This is a genomic window from Labrenzia sp. VG12, assembly GCF_002237595.1.
In the GTDB taxonomy this organism is placed as follows: Bacteria; Pseudomonadota; Alphaproteobacteria; order Rhizobiales; family Stappiaceae; genus Roseibium.
In genome coordinates this window covers 5,297,372-5,319,959 of record NZ_CP022529.1, presented here as the reverse complement: position 1 = coordinate 5,319,959, position 22,588 = coordinate 5,297,372, and the positions used below count along the sequence as shown (strand labels likewise).

Annotated in this window: 22 protein-coding genes and 1 tRNA gene; 12 read left to right on the top strand and 11 right to left on the bottom strand. The window is 59.9% G+C overall.

Annotated features, from left to right (window positions below; translation table 11 throughout):
• Positions 1-13 precede the first annotated feature (13 nt).
• Positions 14-2,458 carry an FAD-dependent oxidoreductase gene (locus CHH27_RS24575; RefSeq protein ID WP_094074984.1) on the bottom strand — a complete coding sequence of 815 codons (2,445 nt, stop codon included), beginning with the start codon at positions 2,456-2,458 and terminating at the stop codon, positions 14-16.
• A 117-nt stretch (positions 2,459-2,575) separates the two neighbouring features.
• On the opposite strand from CHH27_RS24575, the gene CHH27_RS24570 reads away from it, so the two are divergent.
• On the top strand, positions 2,576-3,439 hold the full coding sequence (locus tag CHH27_RS24570; RefSeq protein WP_094073940.1) for a LysR family transcriptional regulator: 864 nt from the start codon (positions 2,576-2,578) through the stop codon (positions 3,437-3,439).
• A gap of 263 nt (positions 3,440-3,702) precedes the next feature.
• Here the strand turns inward: CHH27_RS24570 and CHH27_RS24565 are convergent, their stop codons facing one another.
• From CHH27_RS24565 to CHH27_RS24540, 6 genes are all read right to left on the bottom strand, one after another.
• Positions 3,703-4,230 (bottom strand): hypothetical protein, encoded by a 528-nt coding sequence (locus CHH27_RS24565; protein WP_094073939.1) that lies wholly within the window; start codon positions 4,228-4,230, stop codon positions 3,703-3,705.
• Between the two features lie 213 nt (positions 4,231-4,443).
• Complete coding sequence (locus CHH27_RS24560) at positions 4,444-4,812, bottom strand: hypothetical protein (RefSeq protein ID WP_157739091.1); 369 nt, start codon at positions 4,810-4,812, stop codon at positions 4,444-4,446.
• Between the two features lie 301 nt (positions 4,813-5,113).
• Positions 5,114-5,190, bottom strand: a tRNA-Arg gene (locus tag CHH27_RS24555).
• 233 nt (positions 5,191-5,423) lie between these two features.
• Positions 5,424-6,896, bottom strand: coding sequence for a sensor histidine kinase (locus tag CHH27_RS24550; RefSeq protein ID WP_094073937.1), 1,473 nt, complete (start codon positions 6,894-6,896; stop codon positions 5,424-5,426).
• A gap of 60 nt (positions 6,897-6,956) precedes the next feature.
• Positions 6,957-8,387, bottom strand: a complete 1,431-nt coding sequence (locus CHH27_RS24545; RefSeq protein ID WP_094073936.1) for an NAD(P)/FAD-dependent oxidoreductase — start codon at positions 8,385-8,387, stop codon at positions 6,957-6,959.
• A 33-nt stretch (positions 8,388-8,420) separates the two neighbouring features.
• Positions 8,421-9,230 (bottom strand): TVP38/TMEM64 family protein, encoded by an 810-nt coding sequence (locus CHH27_RS24540; protein ID WP_247646158.1) that lies wholly within the window; start codon positions 9,228-9,230, stop codon positions 8,421-8,423.
• Between the two features lie 335 nt (positions 9,231-9,565).
• Here CHH27_RS24540 and rpmH point away from each other — a divergent pair, with 335 nt between their 5' ends.
• The 11 genes from rpmH to CHH27_RS24485 all read left to right on the top strand — a co-directional run bounded on the left by rpmH (position 9,566) and on the right by CHH27_RS24485 (position 19,037).
• Positions 9,566-9,700, top strand: coding sequence for a 50S ribosomal protein L34 (gene rpmH / locus CHH27_RS24535; RefSeq protein WP_006934271.1), 135 nt, complete (start codon positions 9,566-9,568; stop codon positions 9,698-9,700).
• A gap of 59 nt (positions 9,701-9,759) precedes the next feature.
• Positions 9,760-10,161 (top strand): ribonuclease P protein component, encoded by a 402-nt coding sequence (rnpA, locus tag CHH27_RS24530; protein ID WP_094073934.1) that lies wholly within the window; start codon positions 9,760-9,762, stop codon positions 10,159-10,161.
• Between the two features lie 6 nt (positions 10,162-10,167).
• Positions 10,168-11,985, top strand: a complete 1,818-nt coding sequence (yidC, locus tag CHH27_RS24525) for a membrane protein insertase YidC (protein WP_198338291.1) — start codon at positions 10,168-10,170, stop codon at positions 11,983-11,985.
• 203 nt (positions 11,986-12,188) lie between these two features.
• Positions 12,189-13,124: a hypothetical protein gene (locus CHH27_RS24520; protein WP_157739090.1), complete on the top strand. Its 936-nt coding sequence runs from the start codon at positions 12,189-12,191 to the stop codon at positions 13,122-13,124.
• Positions 13,125-13,341: 217 nt separating this feature from the next.
• Entirely contained in the window at positions 13,342-14,019 is a 678-nt protein-coding gene (locus CHH27_RS24515; RefSeq protein ID WP_094073932.1) for a CatB-related O-acetyltransferase, read from the top strand.
• Between the two features lie 9 nt (positions 14,020-14,028).
• Positions 14,029-14,676 (top strand): ribosome biogenesis GTP-binding protein YihA/YsxC, encoded by a 648-nt coding sequence (gene yihA / locus CHH27_RS24510; protein ID WP_094073931.1) that lies wholly within the window; start codon positions 14,029-14,031, stop codon positions 14,674-14,676.
• A gap of 96 nt (positions 14,677-14,772) precedes the next feature.
• Positions 14,773-15,660: an acetylglutamate kinase gene (gene argB, locus CHH27_RS24505; RefSeq protein WP_094073930.1), complete on the top strand. Its 888-nt coding sequence runs from the start codon at positions 14,773-14,775 to the stop codon at positions 15,658-15,660.
• Positions 15,657-16,400, top strand: a complete 744-nt coding sequence (locus CHH27_RS24500; RefSeq protein ID WP_094073929.1) for a pyrimidine 5'-nucleotidase — start codon at positions 15,657-15,659, stop codon at positions 16,398-16,400. The genes argB and CHH27_RS24500 overlap by 4 nt, the downstream gene beginning before the upstream one ends.
• 302 nt (positions 16,401-16,702) lie before the next feature.
• A complete protein-coding gene (locus tag CHH27_RS24495) occupies positions 16,703-17,605 on the top strand; it encodes a DUF817 domain-containing protein (protein ID WP_094073928.1) in 903 nt (300 codons plus the stop codon).
• A gap of 64 nt (positions 17,606-17,669) precedes the next feature.
• A complete protein-coding gene (locus CHH27_RS24490) occupies positions 17,670-18,533 on the top strand; it encodes a LysR substrate-binding domain-containing protein (RefSeq protein WP_094073927.1) in 864 nt (287 codons plus the stop codon).
• 123 nt (positions 18,534-18,656) lie between these two features.
• Positions 18,657-19,037, top strand: coding sequence for a hypothetical protein (locus CHH27_RS24485; RefSeq protein ID WP_094073926.1), 381 nt, complete (start codon positions 18,657-18,659; stop codon positions 19,035-19,037).
• A 123-nt stretch (positions 19,038-19,160) separates the two neighbouring features.
• Here CHH27_RS24485 and CHH27_RS24480 read toward each other — a convergent pair whose 3' ends face one another.
• The 4 genes from CHH27_RS24480 to CHH27_RS24465 all read right to left on the bottom strand — a co-directional run bounded on the left by CHH27_RS24480 (position 19,161) and on the right by CHH27_RS24465 (position 22,576).
• The gene (locus CHH27_RS24480; RefSeq protein ID WP_157739089.1) at positions 19,161-19,589 is read right to left on the bottom strand and encodes a hypothetical protein; all 429 of its coding nucleotides are present in this window, start codon (positions 19,587-19,589) and stop codon (positions 19,161-19,163) included.
• Between the two features lie 186 nt (positions 19,590-19,775).
• A complete protein-coding gene (locus CHH27_RS24475; protein WP_208988362.1) occupies positions 19,776-21,269 on the bottom strand; it encodes a TIGR01777 family oxidoreductase in 1,494 nt (497 codons plus the stop codon).
• Between the two features lie 2 nt (positions 21,270-21,271).
• Positions 21,272-21,919 (bottom strand): DUF4166 domain-containing protein, encoded by a 648-nt coding sequence (locus CHH27_RS24470; RefSeq protein ID WP_094073923.1) that lies wholly within the window; start codon positions 21,917-21,919, stop codon positions 21,272-21,274.
• 96 nt (positions 21,920-22,015) lie between these two features.
• A complete protein-coding gene (locus tag CHH27_RS24465; protein WP_094073922.1) occupies positions 22,016-22,576 on the bottom strand; it encodes a GbsR/MarR family transcriptional regulator in 561 nt (186 codons plus the stop codon).
• Between the last annotated feature and the right edge of the window lie 12 nt (positions 22,577-22,588).

Sequence of the window (22,588 nt, the reverse complement as noted above, 5' to 3'; positions counted from 1 at the left end):
CGGCACATCAGCATCATGCCCGGATCCGCTCGTTGTCCGGATCCCAGAGCGGCCTGTCTTCCTGCACCACCGCGTGGCAGCGCTCGCCATAGATCTCGACCTCGATTTCCGTGCCTGGAACCGTCAGGTCTGCGCGCAGCATGCCAAGCGCGATCGACTTGCCGACCCGGTAGCCCCATCCGCCCGAGGTCACCTCGCCGACGACCTTGCCGTCATGCCAGAGCGTCGACATGTAAGGCGCGTCGGCGTCGCCCGCCGCCACGGTCAGGGTGACGAACCGTTTGGTCACGCCGCGCTGTTTCTCCGCCTGCAGCGCCGCCTTGCCCGGAAAATCCTGCGGCTTGTCGAACTTGATGAAACGCTCGAGCCCGCCTTCCAGAAGGCTGTAGTCGGTCGAGAGATCGCCCTTCCAGGTGCGGTAGCCTTTTTCCAGGCGCAGCGAATTCAGGGCCCACATGCCGAAGGGCCTGGCGCCCGCCGCCAGAACGGCCTCGTAAACAGCAGGCATGTCCGCCACCCGGGCATGGATTTCCCAACCGAGCTCGCCGGCGAAACTAACCCGCGCCAGCAGTGCCTCCTTGCCGGCGACCGTTGCCGTCTGGATCGACAGCCAGGGCAAGGCAAGATCGGCGTCTGCAAGATCCTGGAACAACGCACGCGATTTCGGACCGCAGACGATCAGCGTGTCGTAGTCGCGCGTGCGGTCGGTCAGCTCCAGCCCGTCCGGCAGAGCGTGTTTCAGCAGCTCCCAGTCGTGCCATTGGGCCGTTGCGGCGGTGATCAGGGTGAACCGGTCTTCATCATGTCTGAGGATCGACATTTCGGTCAGGATGCGGCCGCGTTCATCCGGGAAGTAGCCGAGGTTCATGCGGCCGACCTTCGGCAGCGCTCCTGCAATCCTGCCGCGCAGCCAGTCCGCGGCACCTGCGCCGGAAAGATCGAACCGCGAGAAACCGGGCAGGTTCAGAACGCCGACACCATCGCGCACGGCTTCGCACTCTTCCCTGATCCGCTGCTCCCAGGGGCCGGACCGGTTCCAGGTATGGGTGCTTTCGTCTGACAGATCGTCTCCCGGCCGGGCGAACCAGTTGGCCCGCTCCCAGCCGTTATAGGCGCCCATCACGCCGCCTTCCGCCTTGACCCTGTCATGGACGGAGGAAAGCTTGCGGTCCGGTGCGGCGGGCCAGCGATGCCAGGGGAAATGCATGGCATATTCGTGGCCGTAGATTTCCTTGGCCTTGGCCACGCAATAGTCGTGATCGGTATAATCGGTGTAGCGGCGCGGATCGCAGGACCACATGTCCCATTCCGGCGCCCCTTCTGTAATCCACTCCGCAAGCACCTTGCCGGCCCCACCGCCCTGGGCGATGCCGAAGGTGAAGACGCAGGCCTCGAAGGCATTTGGCACGCCCGGCATTGGCCCGAGCAGGGGATTGCCGTCCGGCGCATAGGGGATCGGACCATTGATGACCTTGCTGAGACCCGTAGTGCCAAGCACCGGGACACGGGCAAGCGCATCCTCGATGTAGAATTCCAGGCGCTCCAGGTCGTCGGGATAAAGCTGGAAGCTGAAATCCTCGGGCAGCGGATCGTCCGGGCTCACCCAGTGCGCCCGGCAATGGCGCTCATAAGGCCCCAGATTGAAGCCGTTCTGTTCCTGGCGCAGGTAGTAGGACGTGTCGACATCGCGCAGGAGCGGCAGCTTGTGGCCGACTTTCTCGGACCAGTCCCTGACTTCTGCGACCTCTTCAAACAGCAGATACTGATGGCTCATGGTCGCCATCGGCACGGTGCGCCCACCAAAGGGCTTGAACCACTCGCCGACACGCTGCGCGTAATAGCCGGCGGCGTTCACGACGAATTCGCAACTGATATCGCCCTTCTCGGTATGCACGATCCAGGCGCCGTTTTCTCTCGAGACCCCCGTTGCCGGTGTGAAACGCAAGATCCTGGCACCCATCGCCCGGGCGCCCTTGGCCAGCGCCTGGGTGACCTGTGCCGGATCGATGTCGCCGTCGGCCGGATCGTAAAGCGCCCCGGCCAGGTCATGGGTTTCCAGGAAGGGGTACTTGTCCTTGATCTCGTCGACACCGAGAATTTCCAGGTTCATGCCCTGGTAGAGCCCCATGCCCTTGGCGCGCTGAAACTCCTGCATGCGTTCCCTGGAATGGGCAAGACGGATCGATCCGGTGACATGATAATTCATCGGATAGTCGACCTCCGCGCCGAGGCGCGCATAAAGCTCGGTCGAATAACGCTGCATGTTCATGATCGACCAGGACGTGGAGAAGGTCGGAACATTGCCGGCCGCATGCCAGGTCGATCCGGCCGTCAGCTCGTTTTTCTCCAGAAGCACGCAATCGGTCCAGCCGGCCTTTGCCAGGTGATAAAGCGCGGATGTGCCGACCACGCCACCTCCGATGATCACCACGCGTGCCGATGTTGGCATGCTGCTCATATCCGGTGCCTCCCTGCGTTCGAACACAAAGAGTGTTGATCCGGTTCTGCTTGTTTTCAAGTTGTCGGATGCTCCATTATTAATCGAAGAATCCGATTAGAAAGAGACCATGCCCGCATGCTGATCGATCACATCGAGACGTTTCTGGATCTGTGCGAAACGCGGAATTTCAACCGCACCGCGGACAGGCTCGGCCTGACCCAGTCCACCGTCTCGGCACGCATATCCGCGCTTGAGAAAACCCTGGAAGCCAGGCTTTTCAACCGGTCCCGCTCCGGCACGGAGCTGACGACAGAGGGGCTGCGGTTCGAGCCCCATGCCAGAGCGATGCGCCATGGCTGGGCGGAGGCCCGCAACGCCACCCGCTTTGCCGGCACCAGGGTGGTCTCGATCCGGATCGGCATTCAGCACGACCTGATCGACCGGCGTATCAGCGAGCTGATCGCAAATTTCAGGGCCGCGCTCCCCGACACGGCTTTCTTCTTCGAGGCCGATTATTCCAACCAGATGTGTTCCGATCTCATTTCAGGCGCCGCGGATCTGGCGATCCTTTTTTCACCGCGGCAGCATCCGGACCTTCACTATGAGACCATTGGAGAGATCGCCTATCACATGGTCTCGACCGAGACAGACCAGCTGGCGGAGGTGACACCGGAGAGGTACATTCTGGCCAATTTTTCCCCGGCCTTCGCCCATGCCCATGCGGCGCTCCACCCGGGCCTTGCCGAAGCACCGCTCTCCATCGGGCAGAACGCGGCGATTGCCGGCATGCTGCTGTCGCTCGGCGGCACCGCCTATGTGCTTAAACAGGCGGCCGATGAGCTGGTTGCCGAGGGGAAATGCCGGTTCGTGCCGGACGCGCCGCCGATCTCCCAGACCGTCTATGCCGCCATCAACATGCGCAACCGCCACCGCAATGCCTTCCGCCGCCTGATCCGCATCCTGCGCGACAGTTTCTTTCCGGCCCCGGGACGCCGGTGAACCGGGCTCTAGCCCGGACTGAAAAAGGCCGATTGGGGCCTTGTTGTGTTCTGCCCAGGAAATCGCCTGACAGGCGGAGCGGTTTGAAGGGTACCGACCGCATAGGTCGAACATTCCGACGGGTGGTATGGCCGTGATCATGCCGCTTCGTTTGCGGGTAAGATGATGTTATCCACCAAGCGAAAATGACGAAGGGCTTTCTGGCCACCAAGGCCAATAGGAAACGGCGCATCTGTGCGCTTGGCAGTGCCTTGTTCCTGCCGTTATGGCATCAGATCAAATATTGCCTTGAGAACCCTGTTCAGGGTTTGCGTTGAACGGTGGTCACAAGGCCGAAAGAGGCCCTTCATTTGCACCCAAACCGAACTGTCTGCCAGGTTACCTGACCAGAATGCTTCCGGATCCCTGGGGACAATGCCGATTGAGGCCTCCTCGCCCAGGTCGGTCACGATTTCAAGGCCAATTGTGTCCGTGGTGTCTCCTTCCAAACAGAACTCGGCGGAGGCCAATTGCCTCAGCAAGTCTGCAGGCACCACCTTGGCAGCAGATGGACTGTTATCTTGCCCCTCTGTCCATTTGCCAAGCTCTCTAAGCTGCGCCACGGCCCTGATATCGCGGCCAATGTGACTGCATTGTTTTTCTGAACCGCAATAGATGGCGACGTATGCTTCCGCCTCTGAATTGAGTTCAATTTTTTTGCGCTCGGTACGTTCAACAAACAAGAGAAACAGAAAAGCAACAATTGCCAGCATGACTGACACTTTCACAATGAAATTCTTTCGAACACTCATGAAAATCAAACTCTGCGAACAACAAAATACATTGAGAAATCAGACATACCTCATGGAGGACCTTTTGCCAGCACGCCCTCCGCTATCCTTTCGATGTCGGCCCTGCGATAAGATTGTCCCGCAGCATCAAGCTTCATCAGCGTCATGATCGGACCGACAGGGCTGGCATCCAGGCCTAGTTCAGAAGCCCACCCCAAGAGCCTTGCAACCGTTTTATGGAAGAGAATCTGTTGCCTGCTGAGGGGCCTTCTCAATTCTGTAGTCAGCACACTTGAATGAAAACTGGTTGGTTTCTTCGTCAGACACGCGAAACCGCGTGTCTTCGAGCCCCCAACTTGCAATATTCTCTATGTTGATCAGGCAAGCCTCAAGGCCATTCATGTCACCCACCACCAGATCGACAACCCTGTTGAACTGGACCAGGATTCCCGCTTCGGCGCCCTCACATTTGTCTTTCAAACTAATGTTGACCCTGCAGGAAGGACGGTTATCAGCTTCAAAAATCTTCTGAATTTCAAACCTTTGAATATAGTGGGTCCCAACCAGGGAGGACATATCCGCCTGGTCCAGCAACTTGTTCATCATGTCCCTCCCAAAACCTGTATGCACCGGGACCATCGGCTACATATCACCCTGTAGCACCAAGTTTACCCGTGGTCTCTTGCGACCACAAAAAGGTCCTTTCTGCCTCGTCCGGAAACATCCAGAGAGCGCCTCACGACGTTTCTCGGGACTGCCGACCAAGCATCGACCGTAGGCAAACGCCGAAGAACCTTCTTGTGCGTTGTGATTGCCGCAGAGTTTATTAACGAGACTGCGCAGCAAAAACAGTCGCTACCAAACACTGTCAAGAGTTTGGATTACAAAGCATTTTTTGGGGAAATGGCGCACCGGGGAGGATTCGAACCCCCGACCCCCAGATTCGTAGTCTGGTGCTCTATCCAGCTGAGCTACCGGTGCTTTCAGGGCGAAGACCTTGTCACCAGCCATATGGCTTTGAAGGGCGACTGTCTTGCGTCGTTCGGGGTTGTCGTGTGCCCCGGACAGGGCGCTTACCTACTGCGCCCCAGCGGGGAATGCAAGCGCCTTTTTGAACTTTTTTTCAAGGAACTGTCACACAACTCCGAAAGCGGCTGAATTCCTCAAGACTTATCCGTGCACAACCTGCCAGGAGCCGTCTTCGAAAGGCCGTGTCAAGCGGTCCTGTCCGGCACCTCAAGGCAGAAGCAGGTGCCCGGCTTGGTATCGTCCAGGTAGATGGTCCCGCCATGGGCCTTCAACAGCTCGGCGACAATCGCCAGGCCGAGACCGATACCGCCATGTTTGGAGCCGCTGTGAAAGGCCTTGAACAGGGCATTTCTGATATTGCCCGGGATGCCCGGCCCGGTGTCGCTGACCTGCAGCTTGACGCAGGTCCCGTCCCGTTCCGCCACCAGCGTGATCCGGCGCACCAGCGTTTCGTCCTTCTCCGCCTCCAGCGCCTGAAGCGCGTTGCGCACCAGATTGAGCAGCACGCGGAAAATCTGTTCCGGATCGGCGTCGATCTCGATGTCTTCCGGCACCCTGTTGTCGAACCGGACCGTCTCGTGATCGACAAGCCCGAGAACGTCGGCAACATCGTCACCCACCCGGCGCAGCGCCAGCAGACGCCTTTGCGGTGCGCGCTCCTGGGCCTTGCCGTAGGACATGACCGCCTGGGTGTACCCGACGGCGCGGTCGAGTGTGGCCAGGATCTTGGGGGCGAGTCGGCTGACCGTCGGATCCGGAACATGTTCCAGGCGCTCCAGAAACAGCTGCGCGGAGGCAAGCAGGTTGCGCAGATCGTGGTTGATCTTGGACACCGCCAGGCCGAGATCGGCAAGCCTCTGTTTCTGATGAAGGGCCCGCGACAGGGCTTCTTCCATGGCGGCAAGCCGGATCTCGGCATCACCCAATTCGTCCCGACGGCCGGACACGTTCATGATCCGGGAGGCATCTTCCGGGCTTTCGGCAAACCGTTCCATCGACCGTGTCAGCCGTCGCAGGGGGCGGATAAAGAGCGCGCGCAGCGTGATATAGACAAGACTGGCGGTGATCACGGAGATAACCAGCGACAACGCCAGAATGCGGCCTGAAAAGGCCAGCATGTCCTGCTGCAGAAGGGCAACCGGCAGTACCACATCGACCCGCTCGGTGTGCCCCATCTGCCCGGCGCCGACAACGCGCATTGCACCGTCGCCGCGATAGGTCAGGATCTCGAAACTGCTGACAATCGACGTCCAGGGCGAGCCCTCGGCCATGTTGAAGACAAAATCGACTTCCCCCGGAACGTCGCTCATGGCGATCAGGCTGCGCTGAGAGCCCTGGTCCAGCGCAATCGCGAGCGCGCCCGTGGTGCGCAGCAGCTCCTCCTGGAGCCGAGGCGCGATGGTGTTGGTTTCAGCGAGCACCGAAGCCGCCACGCCTGCCGTTGTCAGCCTGTCCATCAGCCATGTGTTGCGAAAATTGGCTATCGACGGCACGTAGATGAACACCTCCGCCAACATGACAAACAGAACGGTCATCAGCAGCAGTTTGCCAGACAGGCCGCCAAACCGGTGTCGGCCGAATCCATCAAACGACTCGGTCGTGCCATTTGCAGTTTCCTGCGGGACTGCCGATCCTTGCGGCGCGCCCTCATGCTTCATGTCGATACTTCCTAAAGTCCTGTTTCCGGCCGCTTTCCGGCGATCCGGCCCGGCAATCGATTATCCAAACTTGCGCAAGAATGCGATCACACGGCGCACCCAAACATTTTTAGGAGCTTCCGCATAGTAAGAAATTGCCGCACGCCGCACCAGCTCTCCCAGTGTCGGATAAGGCGCAATGAAACCTGCAAGGTCTTTCATGGTCATGTTTTTGCTGAGAGCCAGCGAAAGGAGATTGATGATTTCGCCGGCCTGTTCACCGGCAATTTCCGCCCCGAGCAGCCTGCCCCGCGGTCCGGCAACAAGTTTCAGGCGGCCGATTGTCCTGCCTTCCGCCTGCGCCCGGTCGTTGCCGGCATAGTCAGCTGTCAACACCTTGACCTTGTCACCAAGACGGGCGTGTGCCTGCTTTTCGGAAAGACCGACATGCCCGAGTTCCGGCGAGGTATAGGTCACCCAGGGAACGATATCGGCGGTCATCTTGATCGGCAGGCGAAACAGGATCGCTCGAATGACCAGCCCGGCCTGGTAGCCGGCAACATGGGTGAACTGGAGACCGCCGGCCACATCGCCGATGGCGTAGACCTTGCTGTTGCTGGTGCGCAGGCCCTGATCCACCGCGATGCCTTTTCGATCAAAGGCAATGCCAGCCTTTTCCAGACCGAGTCCTGCGACATTGGGTGCGCGGCCTGCGGCAACGAGAAGCTGGTCCGCTGTTATCGAGAGCGCCGAACCATCCTTGCCCTTCCCATGGATCGTGACCTTGCCATCTGCCTCGTCCACCGTTTCAACGGCGGTTTCTTCCAGTATCTCGATGCCTTCTGACCGCAACCGCTCCAGCACGATGGCGGCCATCTCCGGGTCGTCCTTGCCAAGCGCCTTCTGCGCCTCGAACACGGTGACCTTCGCACCGAGTCGGCGATGCGCCTGGGCCATTTCAAGACCGATGGGCCCGCCCCCGATGATCGCCAGATGCTCCGGCAGCCGGCGCAGATCGAACAGCGATTCGTTGGTCAGGAACGGCACCTGATCCAGTCCCGGTATCGGAGGCACCAGCGCCGAGGACCCGGTGGCAATGACAAAACGCCTTGCCCTGATCTCCGTATCGCCGGCCTTGACCGTATCGTGGCCCGTGAATTCGGCGGGGCTGCGCAGAACGGTTACGCCAAGCCCTTCGAAACGCTCCTGGGAATCATGCGGCTCGATGGTGCCGATCACATGGCGGACATGATCATTCGCCCTGGCAAAGTCGATCTCAGGCTCCGGAGCACCAACGCCAAAACCGGCCGCTTTGCGGACATTATCTGCAGCCTTGGCGGCGGCGAGCAGTGCCTTGGACGGGACGCAGCCGTAGTTCAGACAATCACCGCCCATCAGCCCCTTTTCGATCAGCACCACGTCGACACCAAAAGCCGCGGCGGCCGCTGCCACCGAAAGCCCGGCCGAACCGGCACCGATCACACAGATGTCAGGGGTCAGCAGCTTGGCCATAAGGTGCTCCGGAATTGCCTTGAGGGATGGGGTTCAACGCGCGCGCAGTTTCTTCAGCACCACCGGAATGAGACTGGCGATACCAAGCGCGAAGAAAGCGGCCAGGAGCTGCGGCGTGACCAGCGCAGAAACGTCGATCTCGCAGGTCCCGGCGGCGGCGCATCCGGGACTGGCCGCTTCCTGAGCGGTGATCACGCTGTCGAGGCCCGAGCCGATAAAGGCAAAGGCAAAGGTTCCCGGGATGATACCGACAAAAGTGGCCAGCGCATAAGACGGCAGTGGCATGCGGAAGATCGCGGGAGCGATATTGACCAGCCAGAAAGGAAAGACCGGCGTCAGGCGCAGGAACAAGAGATAGTGAAAGGCATTTGCCCTGAAGCCTTCCGCCAGCCGCGACAGGAACGGCCCGGCCCGGCCGGTCAGGACTTCACCAAAGGATGACCGCGCGACCAGAAACACCGCGCAGGCGCCGAGCGTTGCCCCGAACACGGTGCTGATACCGCCAAGCCACCAACCGAACAGGAAGCCACCGGCGATGGTCAGCAGGGACGCGCCGGGAAAGGAGAGCGCAACGGCACAGGTATAGAGCAGAAGGTAGGCTGCGATCGCGAGAAACAGGTTCTGGTCGACAAATCCGGCAAGGTCCTGCCGCTGCATGATCAGGTTGGAGAGCGTCAGCTCCTTGTGCAGTCCCTGCGAGAAAGCAATTGCCATGAAGAGCGCAAGAATCGCGAGCGGCAGCCACTTGCGGACGGCACCGAATCTGGAGCGCTGCTGCGCATCAACCGCAACCGGCTCCCTGTTCTCCGGCGATGTCATCGTATTGGCCTCTTCACGCAGCATTTCATGGTCCATCAGATCTTGATTTGGTGCAGGCAGATGCCTGTCAGTCTCCTTCTGATAGCCAGATGTACCTTAATCCTTGTAAAAAGAACCGTGCTTCACTGATAAGTGACGCCCGGCCGTTTCGCGTTCACCTGTGCGTGATGAGAAGGAAATCGCAGAATCTTGGGTGCTTAAAGTTGACTTGGCGCGGCTTGGCCCTTATAAGCGCGCCGATCGGGACATGCATTCGGACCCAGGCTTAAGGAGCCGCGCTCTTTGTAGCGCTTCGAGTGCTTCCTCCAAAGAATTTATAAGTAACAAGGGCCGCGCTCTAAGCCGCGCGGGGAAGAACAATGAAGCGTACGTATCAACCGAGCCGTCTTGTCCGCAAGCGCCGCCACGGCTTCCGCGCACGTATGGCCACCAAAAATGGCCGTCAGGTGCTTGCTCGCCGCCGCGCGAAGGGCCGCAAGAGCCTTAGCGCCTAATCGGCGACCAGCCCGCAGTGCGCCGGGTTGGCGGCGTCTGCCAACACCGTCTCGCTGTCATGGACACATTGAAAAAGCGCTCCGAATTCCTGGCGGTCGCCAAAGGTGGCCGGCTGGGCCGGCGCGCTTTCGTCGTTCAGGGTTTGAAGCGGGACACGCGCGACGCGGCGCGGGTTGGCTACACCGTTACCAAGAAAACCGGCAACTCGGTCGCACGCAGTCGCATCAAACGGCGTCTGCGAGCGGCCGTTGCTGCGCTTTCACCTGAAGAAATTCCGGCGCAGGCGGATTTTGTTCTGGTCGCGCGCGACAGTGCGCTCACTCTTCCCTTTCAAAAGCTCGTTGAAGACCTTAAGTCTGGCCTACACCAGGTGCTGGACCCGAAGACGCCACGCGGACGGGGAAAACCGCGGCGGCCGTCCCGGCAGGCTGAAACGACATCGCGCAGAAAACAGGGGTAATTCCAGTTGATTTCTGAAAACCGCAATACGATTCTCGCAATCGTTCTGTCCCTGATCATTCTGCTCGGATGGCAGTATTTCGTTGCAGGACCTCAGATCGAGCAGCAGCAGGCCGAGCTTCTGGCCCAGCAGGAAGCCGCTCGACAGGCCGCCGGCGACAACGCCAATCCGGATGCACCGCGGCCGACAACAGCACAGGGTGACGCCGTCGCCCCTGCAGCCGGTCAACAGGGCATCTTCGCCAGCCGCGAACAGGCCGTGGCCGCCTCCAAACGCGTCACCATCGACACGCCGCGGCTGGAAGGCTCCGTCAATCTGACCGGTGGCCGGCTGGATGACCTGCGCCTGAAGGACTATCACGAGACTGTCGACAAGAGCAGCCCGACCATCGCGCTGTTCTCGCCGTCCGGCAGCCCGAATCCCTATTACACCGATTATGGCTGGGTCGCGGATCCCGGTGCCGAAGTGGCCCTGCCGGGTCCGGACACTGTGTGGTCAGCCGACGCCGAAGCCCTGCTGACGCCGACAACACCGCTGACCCTGACCTGGGACAATGGTTCCGGCCTCCTGTTCAAGCGCACCTACTCGGTCGACGAGAACTATCTCTTCACCGTCGATCAGTCGGTCGAAAACACCGGCGCGGAGGCCGTCACGCTGTATCCCTACGGCCTGATCGCGCGCAAGGGCATTCCCGAAACCAGCGGCATCTGGATCCTTCATGAAGGTCTGCTCGGTGTCTTTGGCGAGGAAGGCCTGCAGGAAATCGACTATTCCGACCTCGAAGAAGAAGGCGCAGTGCGCCCCGCCAAGACCGACAATGGCTGGCTCGGCATCACCGACAAATACTGGGCTGCAACGCTGATCCCGGTGCCGGGACAGGAAATCCAGCCGAGTTTCAGCCATAGCGCCAAGAGCGGAAATTTCCAGGCGGATTTCCTCGGCAATGGTGTCACCGTCAGCGCCGGGTCGACCGGAGAAACCAGTTCCTATCTATTTGCCGGTGCGAAAGAAACCAAGCTGATTGACAGCTACGAGGAGACCCTCGGCCTGAACCGGTTCGAACTGCTCATCGACTGGGGCTGGTTCTACTTCCTGACCAAGCCGATGTTCTTCGCCATCGACTATTTCTTCCATCTTCTGGGCAATTTCGGCGTCGCCATCCTGGTCGTCACCGTCCTCGTCAAGCTGGTCTTCTTTCCGCTGGCGAACAAGTCCTACGTCTCCATGAGCAAGATGAAGCTCGTGCAGCCGCAAATGACGGAAATCCGGGAAACCTACAAGGACGACCGGCAGAAGCAGCAGCAAGCGCTGATGGAGCTCTACAAGAAAGAGAAGATCAACCCGCTGGCCGGCTGTCTGCCGATCCTGATCCAGATCCCTGTGTTCTTCGCGCTCTACAAGGTTCTGTTTGTCACCATCGAAATGCGCCATGCGCCCTTCTTCGGCTGGATTCAGGATCTGTCTGCGCCGGATCCGACGTCGCTCTTCAACCTGTTCGGCCTGATTCCCTGGGATCCGCCGCAGCTCCTGATGATCGGTGTCTGGCCGCTCTTGATGGGCATCACCATGTTCGTTCAGATGAAGATGAACCCGGCTCCGCCCGATCCGACCCAGCAGATGATCTTCACATGGATGCCGATCGTGTTCACCTTCATGCTGGCGTCTTTCCCGGCTGGTCTCGTGATCTACTGGGCATGGAACAACACCCTCTCGGTGACCCAGCAATATGTGATCATGCGCCGCCAGGGCGCCAAGGTGGAGCTCTGGGACAATCTCGGGGCGATGTTCAAACGAAAGAAGCCGGCGCCCGACGACAAGAACTAGGGCACCGGCCGGAAACAGCGATTGCCAGAAGGCCCCGTCACCGCGGCGGGGCCTTTTTTTCATGTCTGATCTTGTCTGCACGGTGACGGTCGTCACTCGGATCGAGACCTCTGACAGTCCAGATTTGACCAGGCGGCACCAACGAGCCGCCGCTGTCGGGCGCGCATCAAGCTTTGCGCCCGAGCTCAATGGAGGACCGCAAGATGACTGAGAGCTACAACGGCTTCAAACTGGAAATCGATCCGGTGATCGACATCTACCGTCAGGACAACAGTTGGGTGGGGGACTGGGATCCGTCCTGGAACGACGACGACGTCATGGAGATGTTTATCAAGTCGGCCTATCTCCTCTATCGCGTGACGTCAAAAAATGAACTGAAACTGACGGTTCTTGGCGGAACCGGCGTCCGAATGTTCAAGGAATTGCTTCTGAATTTCGGCGTTACCGGCGCCACTGGTATCCAGGATGACGAGACGGCGCTCGCGTTCAAGAAGAAGAAGCCAAGCCTCTGGAACAGGATGTTCTGCAAATCGCGCCTGCCGCAAAGGCCCAGCGCCAATCAGGTTGCAGGCGCTATCCTGAGCGAGAAGAACTGGACGCCGCTCCTCAACGATGCGCTGATCATCGGCGCCATCAGGTCAGGTCAGCAGTTTCACATCGCACTGGAACAGAACGAACGTGCTCTGTTTGCGGAATGCCGGGACGACCTCATGAAAGCCGAGCGCCGCCGGATGATCCAGGAGAACTACACGCTCGTCGAAGCGCATCGGGAACTCGGCCGTCTCAGTCTCAATCGCGACTACCAGAAAAAACTCTGGCGGATGTTCCTGAACAGGAACCATTCCATGCTGTGGGATTCGAACAAGAACAACCCGCGTGTTCTGGCGCGAGAGCTGCTTGGCTTGTCGTTCTTCGGCTACCAGCCTGTCTTCGACTACGACACCTTGAAATTCAAACCGCCGCGACATGCCGTTAATCCGGCGTTCAACGCCTATGCCTACGGATTGCGGAACCTGAAGTTTCACGACAGCAGCGCCCGCAGAAACATCATGGAAACGCTGTCGGACTTCCTGTTTCACGACAAGCGCGCCGTTGTGTATCCAGGTGACGAGCGTTTTCATGCAAGCCAGGCCGCGTGATGGGGTTGGGCCGCAAGCTTGCTTGACCGATCCGGCACGGAGATGTAGGTAGCTCTAACCGAGAGCTACTTGGGCTCGATAGAACTTCAAAGGAGTGCACGGACAGATGATCCACTAAAGCCCGACCTGATCCGCAAGGCGAAGCCGCTCACCGGCAGGTCATCCGCATGACATGCGTTTACCCCTTTCCCTTGTTTCCGGCTTTATTGGAGGTCCCATGCACGGCCCCTCTCCCGATACGCTTCATCCGTTCAATGGCGAACCGCATACGGTTTTCCTGAAAAACGTGATTACACGTCCGACCATCGAAATCGGCGACTACACCTATTACAACGACGAGCACCACGCCGCGGAGTTTGAAAACCGCAACGTGCGCTATCACTTCGACTTTGTCGGGGACCGCCTGACAATCGGCAAGTTCTGCGCGCTTGCCCAGGGCACCACGTTCATCATGAGCGGTGCCAACCACGCCATGACCGGTTTTTCGACCTACCCGTTCAACATCTACCAGAACGGCTGGGAAGAGGGTTTCGACCCCGCCACGATCTTTGATCATCTCAAGGGGGACACCCTGGTGGAAAACGATGTCTGGTTCGGAACCAACGCAACGGTGATGCCCGGGGTCACGATCTGCTCCGGTGCCATCATCGGCGCGCATTCCGTGGTCGCCTCGGATGTGCCGCCCTATGCCGTGGTGGTCGGCAATCCGGGACGGGTGGTGAAACTGCGTTTCGACGAAGCCACAATCGAACGCCTTCTGGAGCTGTCCTGGTGGAACTGGCCGATCGAACGGATCAGTCGTCATCTCGACGCCATCCGGGGCGCGGACCTGTCTGCGCTGGAAGCAGCAGCGGCAGACGACATGCCGCTCGACGTTGCGGACAAGGCGGGCTAAAAGGCGCTCATGAGCGAAGAAGACACATATACACCAGAAGACCTCGAAGCCGGGCGGCTGCTGTTCGCCCGGCCGTGGGAGTTCCTGACCAGCGTCACCGACATGGCCAACCTGCCGGGAGCCACCGATACCGAGATCGCCTTTGCCGGCCGGTCCAACGTCGGCAAGTCCAGCCTGATCAACGCGCTGACGGGGCGCAAGGGCCTGGCCCGAACCTCCTCGACGCCCGGACGCACGCAGATGCTGAACTTCTTCGTCGCACCGGACACGCCGTTGACCATCGTCGACATGCCTGGCTATGGCTATGCCCAGGCGCCGAAGGAACTCGTCGAAGCCTGGACCGAGCTGGTGTTTGCCTATCTGCGTGGTCGTCCCAACCTGCGCCGCGTAATCCTCCTGATCGACAGCCGCCACGGCATCAAGAAAAACGATCTTGAAGCCATGGATCTCCTGGACAAGGCCGCCGTCGTCTACCAGGTGGTTCTGACCAAGTCCGACAAGATCAAGCCGCCTGCCCTCACCCGCCTGATCGCCGACACCGAGGCGCTGCTTGCCAAGCGCGTTGCAGCGCACCCGATCGTCCATGCCACCTCTTCGGAAAAGAACCGCGGCGTGGATGAGCTCAAGGCGGAGCTTTGCCTTCTTGCCAACCAATAGCTGGAACCGGCAACCGATTGTGAAGGTTGACCAAACCCGCTATAGCAAGGAACTTTCCGCCGCCCTTTCGCAGCCAAATCGAGTGACACGCCGTCCATGACCACGCCTGAAACGTCCAGCCGCGCCGAAATCATCGCCCACGCCCTGCCCTACATGCAGCGCTATGACAACAAGACGGTCGTGGTGAAGTATGGCGGTCACGCCATGGGAGATCCGGAGCTTGGTCAGGCCTTTGCCCGCGACATCACGCTGTTGCGCCAGTCGGGCGTCAATCCGGTGGTCGTTCATGGCGGCGGCCCGCAGATCGGCAAGATGCTGGAGCGGCTGAACATCGTCAGCGAGTTCAAGGGCGGTCTTCGGGTCACAGACAAGGCAACCGTCGAGGTTGTCGAGATGGTTCTGGCCGGCTCGATCAACAAGGAGATCGTGCAGCTGATCAACGCAGAGGGCGGCCGCGCGGTCGGCCTGTGCGGCAAGGACGGCAATCTGATGACTGCCCGCAAGCTCAAGCGAACGGCGGTCGATCCGGACAGCAACATAGAAAGCGTTGTCGATCTTGGCTTTGTCGGCGAACCGGCCAAGGTCAGCCCCACTGTGCTCAGCCTGGTCCTGAAAGAAGACATCATACCGGTGATTGCACCGGTTGCGCCGGGCGAGGACGGCGAGACCTACAACATCAATGCGGACACCGCAGCCGGCGCCATCGCCGGAGCGCTGAACGCCACGCGCCTCCTTTTCCTGACCGATGTTCCGGGCGTTCTGGACAAGGACGGCAAGCTGATCAAACAGCTGACGGTTGCCAAGGCCCGTGACCTGATCGCCGACGGCACTATATCCGGCGGCATGATACCGAAAGTCGAAACCTGCATCGAAGCCCTGGACCGCGGCGTTGAAGGTGTTGTCATCCTCAACGGCAAGGTCTCTCACGCCGTGTTGCTGGAACTGTTCACCGATGGCGGTGCCGGGACATTGATACGCCCGTGACCGGAAAAAGTCCTTTGCCAAACGAGGGGCCGCAGGCCCACCGCAACGACCTGCGCCTGTTCAAGGGGGTTGAAGCGTGGGTGTTCGACCTCGACAACACGCTTTATCCGCACGAGGCCGATCTGTTCTCTCAGATCAACGAGCAGATCGCGCGCTACGTTCAAAAACTCCTCGACCTGTCGCGCGACGAGGCAATGGCGCACCAGAAAGAGCTCTACCACGAATACGGCACCACTCTGCGCGGCCTCATGACGACGCACAACATCGATCCGGACGACTATCTGCAGTTCGTACATGACATCGACTATTCGGTGCTTGATCCCGACCCGGCTCTCGGCGCGGCGATCGCGGCCCTGCCGGGCAAGAAGTTCATCTTCACCAATGGTGACACGCCGCATGCCGAACGCACGGCGGCCGCCCTCGGCATCTCGGAGCATTTCGAGGATATCTTCGACATCGTATCGGCGGATCTCGTGCCCAAACCGAACCGGGAGACCTATGACAAGTTTCTCGGACGCACGGGCATTGCCCCCGCGCGTGCCGCCATGTTCGAGGATCTTGCGAAGAACCTGCGCGTGCCACACGCGCTCGGCATGTGTACCACGCTGATCGTTCCGGCCGGGACCCGCCCGGTATTTGAGGAAAACTGGGACCTTGAAGGGGACCCCTATCCGCATGTCGACTTCGTCACCGACGATCTCACCGGGTTCCTGAAAGCCGTTCTCGGAGTGATCCGCTAGAACACTTCCCGGTCAGACTGGCTCAGTCTGTTTGAAGTCTGGCGAGACGATCTGCGCGGAGGGGCGCGAAGTCCATGGCGGGCTAAGGGCAATCGGCCCGACAAGACAGGGGTCCGCCAGACACAAACCCGGAGGGCCGGGCCGGTTTGGCCCAATGCCTGCGGAAGTTGCCTCGACCGTGCGCCCAGCAGGTTCTTCAAATACTGCGCGTTGCCTGCACGCGAATTGCACATTGGCGACTGCATGGAAGAGAGGGGTCCGATTCCGGATCCGGCTTTCCTCTTCTTCAGACAGGCGCAGCCATGTTTTCAATCAGTCTTTTCCAACCTGTCCGCACCCATTCCCGCGCGCGATCCAGGCCGGAAAAACTCATTCATCGATTTCTGGAACTCCTGCGCCCGGCGCTCGGCCGTGGTGGGTTCGGCATTGCGGCAACGGAATTTCTCGCCTTCGGCCTGAAACAGGCCTATGCGTGTCTCTTCGGCGGTCTGCTGCTCGGATACATTTTGCTGACCCGCTACGTTTATCCCGAAGATGCATTGCTGAGCCGCTACGATTTCCTGTTCCTGTGTGCGCTTGGAACCCAGATCATCATGATCGCCACGCGTCTGGAGACCCCGGACGAAGCCCGTATCATCCTGATCTTTCATGTTGTCGGAACCGTGATGGAGATCTTCAAGACATCCGCAGGTTCCTGGATCTATCCGGAAGACAGCCTGCTGCGCCTGGGCGGGGTGCCGCTGTTCACAGGCTTCATGTACGCGTCTGTCGGCAGTTATCTTGCCCGGGTCGCCCGGGTCTTCGACTTTGCCTATTCCGGCTATCCGCCGCTCTGGACGACCTGGCTGTTTGCGCTGGCGATCTACGTGAACTTCTTCTCCCATCACTTCATCGTCGATTTGCGGATCTGCCTGTTCGGGGTCCTGTTTTTGCTCTTTGGACGTACGCAGGTTCATTATACGGTCTTCCGCTACAGGCACAGGATGCCGCTGGTCCTCGGCTTCTTCCTGGTCGCGCTCTTCATCTGGATTGCGGAAAACATCGGCACGTTCGCCCGTGCCTGGCAGTATCCCGGTCAAAGTGACGGATGGACAATCGTGTCCTTTGCAAAACTCAATGCATGGGTGCTCCTCATGATTGTTTCCTTCGTTCTGGTGACGCTCGTGAACCAGCCGAAGAAGGAAGGCGCTGCCGCCTTGCAGTGACCGGCGCTCGACATGCTCTCCGGACTTCATTATTGAAGATAATTCAACTGTCAGGAGATCACCCATGGCGTCCCTGCGCGCGCTTCATGCCTTTTCCCTGCTTGCCCGTCACGGCCGGGCCGCTCTCGCGGCGGAAAAACTGGGCGTGTCGCCCTCGGCCCTGTCTCACCTGATGCGCAAGCTGGAAAGTGAACTCGGAGCAACCCTCGTCAACAGGGACGGCCGTGGACTGACACTGACGGAAGAGGGCCAGCGCCTTGCGCTCAGCCTTGGCGATGCCTTCGACCGGATCGAGGAAGCTGTCGACAGTTTCAGGCGGCGCGGTCGCACGGAACTTCGGATCAGCACCGTGTCGACCTTTGCCACACGGTGGCTGATCCCGCGTCTGCCGGCCTTTCAGGCCGAACAGCCCGATGTCGAACTGCTTCTATCGGCCTCCACGCGCATGGTTGATCTTGACCGGGAAAATTACGACTGCGCCATCCGGCTCGGCACCGGCAACTGGCCGAGCGTTGAAAGCCATTTGCTCTGGAAGGAGCATCTGGTCGTTGCCATGGCACCTGCCCTGTTGCAGGGAAAAGACCCCGATGCCCCCGAGATCCTGAAGGACCTGCGCCTCCTGCACAGCGCGTCGCGCCGCAACGACTGGATCCAATGGCTGGAGGCCGCCGGTCTTCAGCATCCCGACACCAATTCCGGCACGGTGCTGCAAAGCCGCGACCTTGCCATTCAGGCGGCAATCGCCGGCATGGGAGCGATTGTCATTGACAGGCGTTTTGTCTCCCAGGAACTGGACGCCGGACACCTGATCACCCCGGACTGGGCCGTCGTGGAACTCGACACCGGCTACTGGTTCGTTCGCTCTCCGGCGCGCACGTTGACGCGACCGGTCTCCGCTTTCCGGGACTGGCTGCAAACCGCTGCCTAGACGAAGGCCTCATATGACTTCCCTTGCGTTGCCACTGCAATTGACGTCATACTTGAAGCGACTTGGTTTTACGGTCCGCCACCGGGCGAACCAGAAGCCATATTTCTTCTGGGGGGAAGTTTTATGCGTAAGGGGCTTATCGGCGCCATCCTTCTTGTTTTTTCCGTGGTTTATTTCGGCACGGCCACACAATCGGCCGAAGCCGGATCACTGCTGTGGCAGTTCGAGAGCAAGCATCCCAATGTGGTGAATGTCGAGCTTTATTCCGACACCCGCCGCGGCCATGTCTGGCCAGGTAACAACAGGGTCTATGTGCTGGACGACTACTCGGTCAAAACCATCAACATATCCTGCCGGAGCGGCGAGAAGATCTGTTACGGCGCATGGGTCAAGAACCGCTCCAACCTCTATTGGGGCGTCGGCTACAAGAACCGCAACCGCTGTTCCAGCTGCTGCTGGACCTGTAACGGCGGGCAGACCAAGGTGATCGTGCTTAATCCGTGATCGCAAGAGCCTGACCGCCAATCCGGACGCTCCGGTCGATATTCTGGCAGGGGCAGCGATGCTCCTGCCTCTGGCGACCGGATTCTGACAGGCAGGATTCGCTTTGAACCCGCCACGCAGATTTCAGTCGCCTGCCATGGTGCGCTCGAACAGATCCTTGAACTCCTCACGCCGGTCAACCGAAGAAAGATGAACGAGCACGACGTCCTGCAACACAGCGACTGAATGCTCCGCTGCAAACCTGGCGAACCACATGACCTCGGACAGGGGCTCGTTTTCATGCCAGGTTGTCACGACGCCGGCACCCACCGGAATATCACCAAAGTCGTGTCGGTCTCGTATCGTCTCGTCGACGCAATCGTAAAAGATCTCGCAGCCAGCTCCCCAGGCCATCATGTAAAGACAGCCTGAGGCGACGAGCCAATCGCAAACAGCATCCCGTGCTTTTGGGTCGAGCTCTTCCTCAATGGCTACAATCGCCTTGAACCTTGCGGGCACGCTTGCGTCACGCAACTGATCGCCAGTGCCTGGGCGCAGGTAATGAAAACGCACATGAAGCTCCTGGGTCGGCTTTGCGAAGCTGAAGGGGCGCTGATCAAATCAGCGCCCCTCTTCAATTGCCCCGATTGAGCGGGACTTGCCAACCCGTTTTGCCGTGGGCTGCAAGTTTAATGCCACGGATGAACCACCTCACACAACACAGTGCCCCCTTCGCGGTCGACCAGTGCTTGAGCCGCGTCAAACCGGAGCATCCACCGGGCGTAAAGGCTGTTGCGGTTTGATCCGCCTTGCCCCGGTGATCACACGCAGCATCGGGGCGAGTTGCCGGTGGCGGAATTCAAAGCCGGCCTTGAGCAGCTTGTCAGGCACGACCCGCTGGCCACCGAGCATGGTCTCCCGGCCCATGTCGCCGAGGAGAGCCGACAGCAGCCAGGCTGGCGCCTTAAGGAAAACGGGGCGATGAAGCGCCCGTGCCAAAGCATGTGTGAACTCGGCATTGCGGACCGGCTCGGGTGCCGTGGCATTGACCGCTCCTTGCAGGCGGTCATCGGCGATCGTTCGCGCAATCACACGGACAAGATCGTCCCGCTCGATCCACGACATCCATTGCTGGCCGCTGCCCAGCCGGCACCCACCACCGAATTCAAACGGGGTCAGCAACCGGGCCAGCATGCCGCCTTCAACGCCCATGACCAGGCCGATGCGCAAACAGACAACCCGCACGCCCTCGGCCGCACTCTTTTCAGCTGCGTCTTCCCAGCGTGCACAGACGTCATGCACGAATGCAGGACCGGTCGCAGCATCTTCCGTCAGCGTCTCGTCACCGCGCAAGCCGTACCAGCCAATGGCTGATCCATTTATGAGGGAGGCCGGCTTGTGGGCAAGCCGTCTGATCAGCGCGTTGACAGCTTCCGTCGTGGCCGCCCGGCTGTCGATGATGCGCGCCCGTTTTCTGGCCGTCCACAAACCGTTTGCAACCGGATCGCCCGCCAGGTTCACGATCGTGTCGAAATGCTCCGTGTCGTGGATCTGATCCAGGCTGGAAATCACACGAACCGGATGGGTCAGCATGTCGGCCTTGCGTGGGTCACGGGTCAGAACCGTCACAAAGTGACCGCCCCGGACAAGCGCTTCCACCAGCCTCTGGCCGATGAAACCGGTGCCGCCGGTGACGAGTACAGTCTGACGCGGGCGGAGTTCGCTGACGAGATCTGCCGGTTCCGCCCCGCCCAGACGCTCGCTGCGCGCAGCCGCCAGGAGGTCTCTTGCACTGAACAGCCCGACACCAAGAGCTGCGACCGTCGCCAGCACGCTCCACCAGCCATAGCTGACCGGATGCAGCGCCGTCGGCTGCTGGCACCATTGCCAGAGGTAAGGCCCAAAGAGCGCCAGGATTGCTCCGTAGTTGAGCGCGAGCAGCGTATGGTTGATGCGCTCGGTCCAGGGCAATTTGCGGGTCAGGTCCTCCTCGACGAAATCCCACAGGGTGATCAGCACTTCGGCGACAAGGATTGCGGTCAGCACCATTGCAAAGACGCCATGGGGCTCCAGCCAGCCGAAACACAGGAAGATCACCGCATAGAAGAAGTTCCGCACGCCATGCAGCCGAAGCTCCGTCTTCTGCGAGGCGCGCCAGGCCAGGCGCTCGGTGCCTTCGTGATGCACCAGCGTGTCGAAGGCTCCCATGAAGACCTGTATGGCGATCAACACCCAAAGCCAGTCATTGTCCATGATCAATCTCCTTGGTCGTGAAACAGCGCGTCCTGGCAAACAAGCTTGTCGAAGAGACCGCTTTTGAGAGAAAGCGAAAACAGGAAACGGGAGGCGCCCAGGTCCTTGTGGCTGATCGTCAGCCTTCCGGGCTGGAGCCAGGCAGGCAGACGCAGGCGCCGGCCCGCAACCTGAATAAAATAGTGATCGCTCCTGAAGGTCAGGCCATTGCCATCCGCGCTGACCTTCAGCGCAATACCGATACCAAAGCCGATATATTCCTCGATCCCCGTCGGTCCGGCGAAGCGCTTGGAACTATGGATCACCTGCGGAAAGCCGTTGGCCCGGCCATACTGGCGCAGCCAGAACTGGCCGTCCCCGGCGCAATCTTCGGTCACAGACACAACAGCCGGCTGGTTCAGGGATGACAGGTCGTGTGGCAGAGGCGCACCGACAAGGCGTGCCATCTGCGCCAGGAGACGCCCTGCCAGGTTCATGTGCATGGCAACCACCTGGCCCTGATAGACAACACTTGCGCCGCCTCTTAGGCGCTTGCCGAAACGACGCTGCACGGCCGCCGGCAATGCGGACCAGGCCTCTTCGCCGAGGAGCTTGCGAAATCTGCCGTCTGTCAAATCGGGAGGCCGTAGCAGCGTGTTTTCACTATGCATTCCACCCTCTCCTGTCGCATCAGTTATTTCTGTAGAAAGAGAAATAATTTTCCAAAATTTTTTGGAGATCCACCAGTCGGGATCAACCGACCGGCTTCACCCCTTTTTCTTGCCGCCGATCTTGAGCAGACCCAGCACCTTGTCGCCCATGCTGATAAGCGTTGCGAGCTTGGATTTCGGAATGCCCAGCATCTGGTCCCACCAGCGGTCGGCTGTTGCCAGGAAGTCGTGCATCTCCTGCATGCGCGCCAGCGTGACCGGATGCAGTTGCGGCTCCTGTTTCGCCTGTCCGACACAGACATCGATGGCACGGATTGCCGGATCGATTTCCCTCTCCTTGCGGCCCTTGGCAATCAGCAACGCCATTTCCCAGACATCGGTCTCGGCGACAAAATGCTCGCGCCGGTCACCGGCCACCGGGACCCTCTGGATCAGGCGCCAGCCCACCAGTTCCTTCAGCGAGTTGGACACATTGGAGCGGGCGATACCGAGTTCCTCGGAAATCTGCTCCGCATTAAGCGGGTCCGGGCTCAGATAAAGCAGCGCATGGATCTGAGCCACGGAGCGGTTGACACCCCACTGGCCACCCATGTCGCCCCAATACAGGATGAACTGAGCCTTGGCAGATGGATCATTCTTGTCAGGAATTTCTGTCATGACAGAAATATC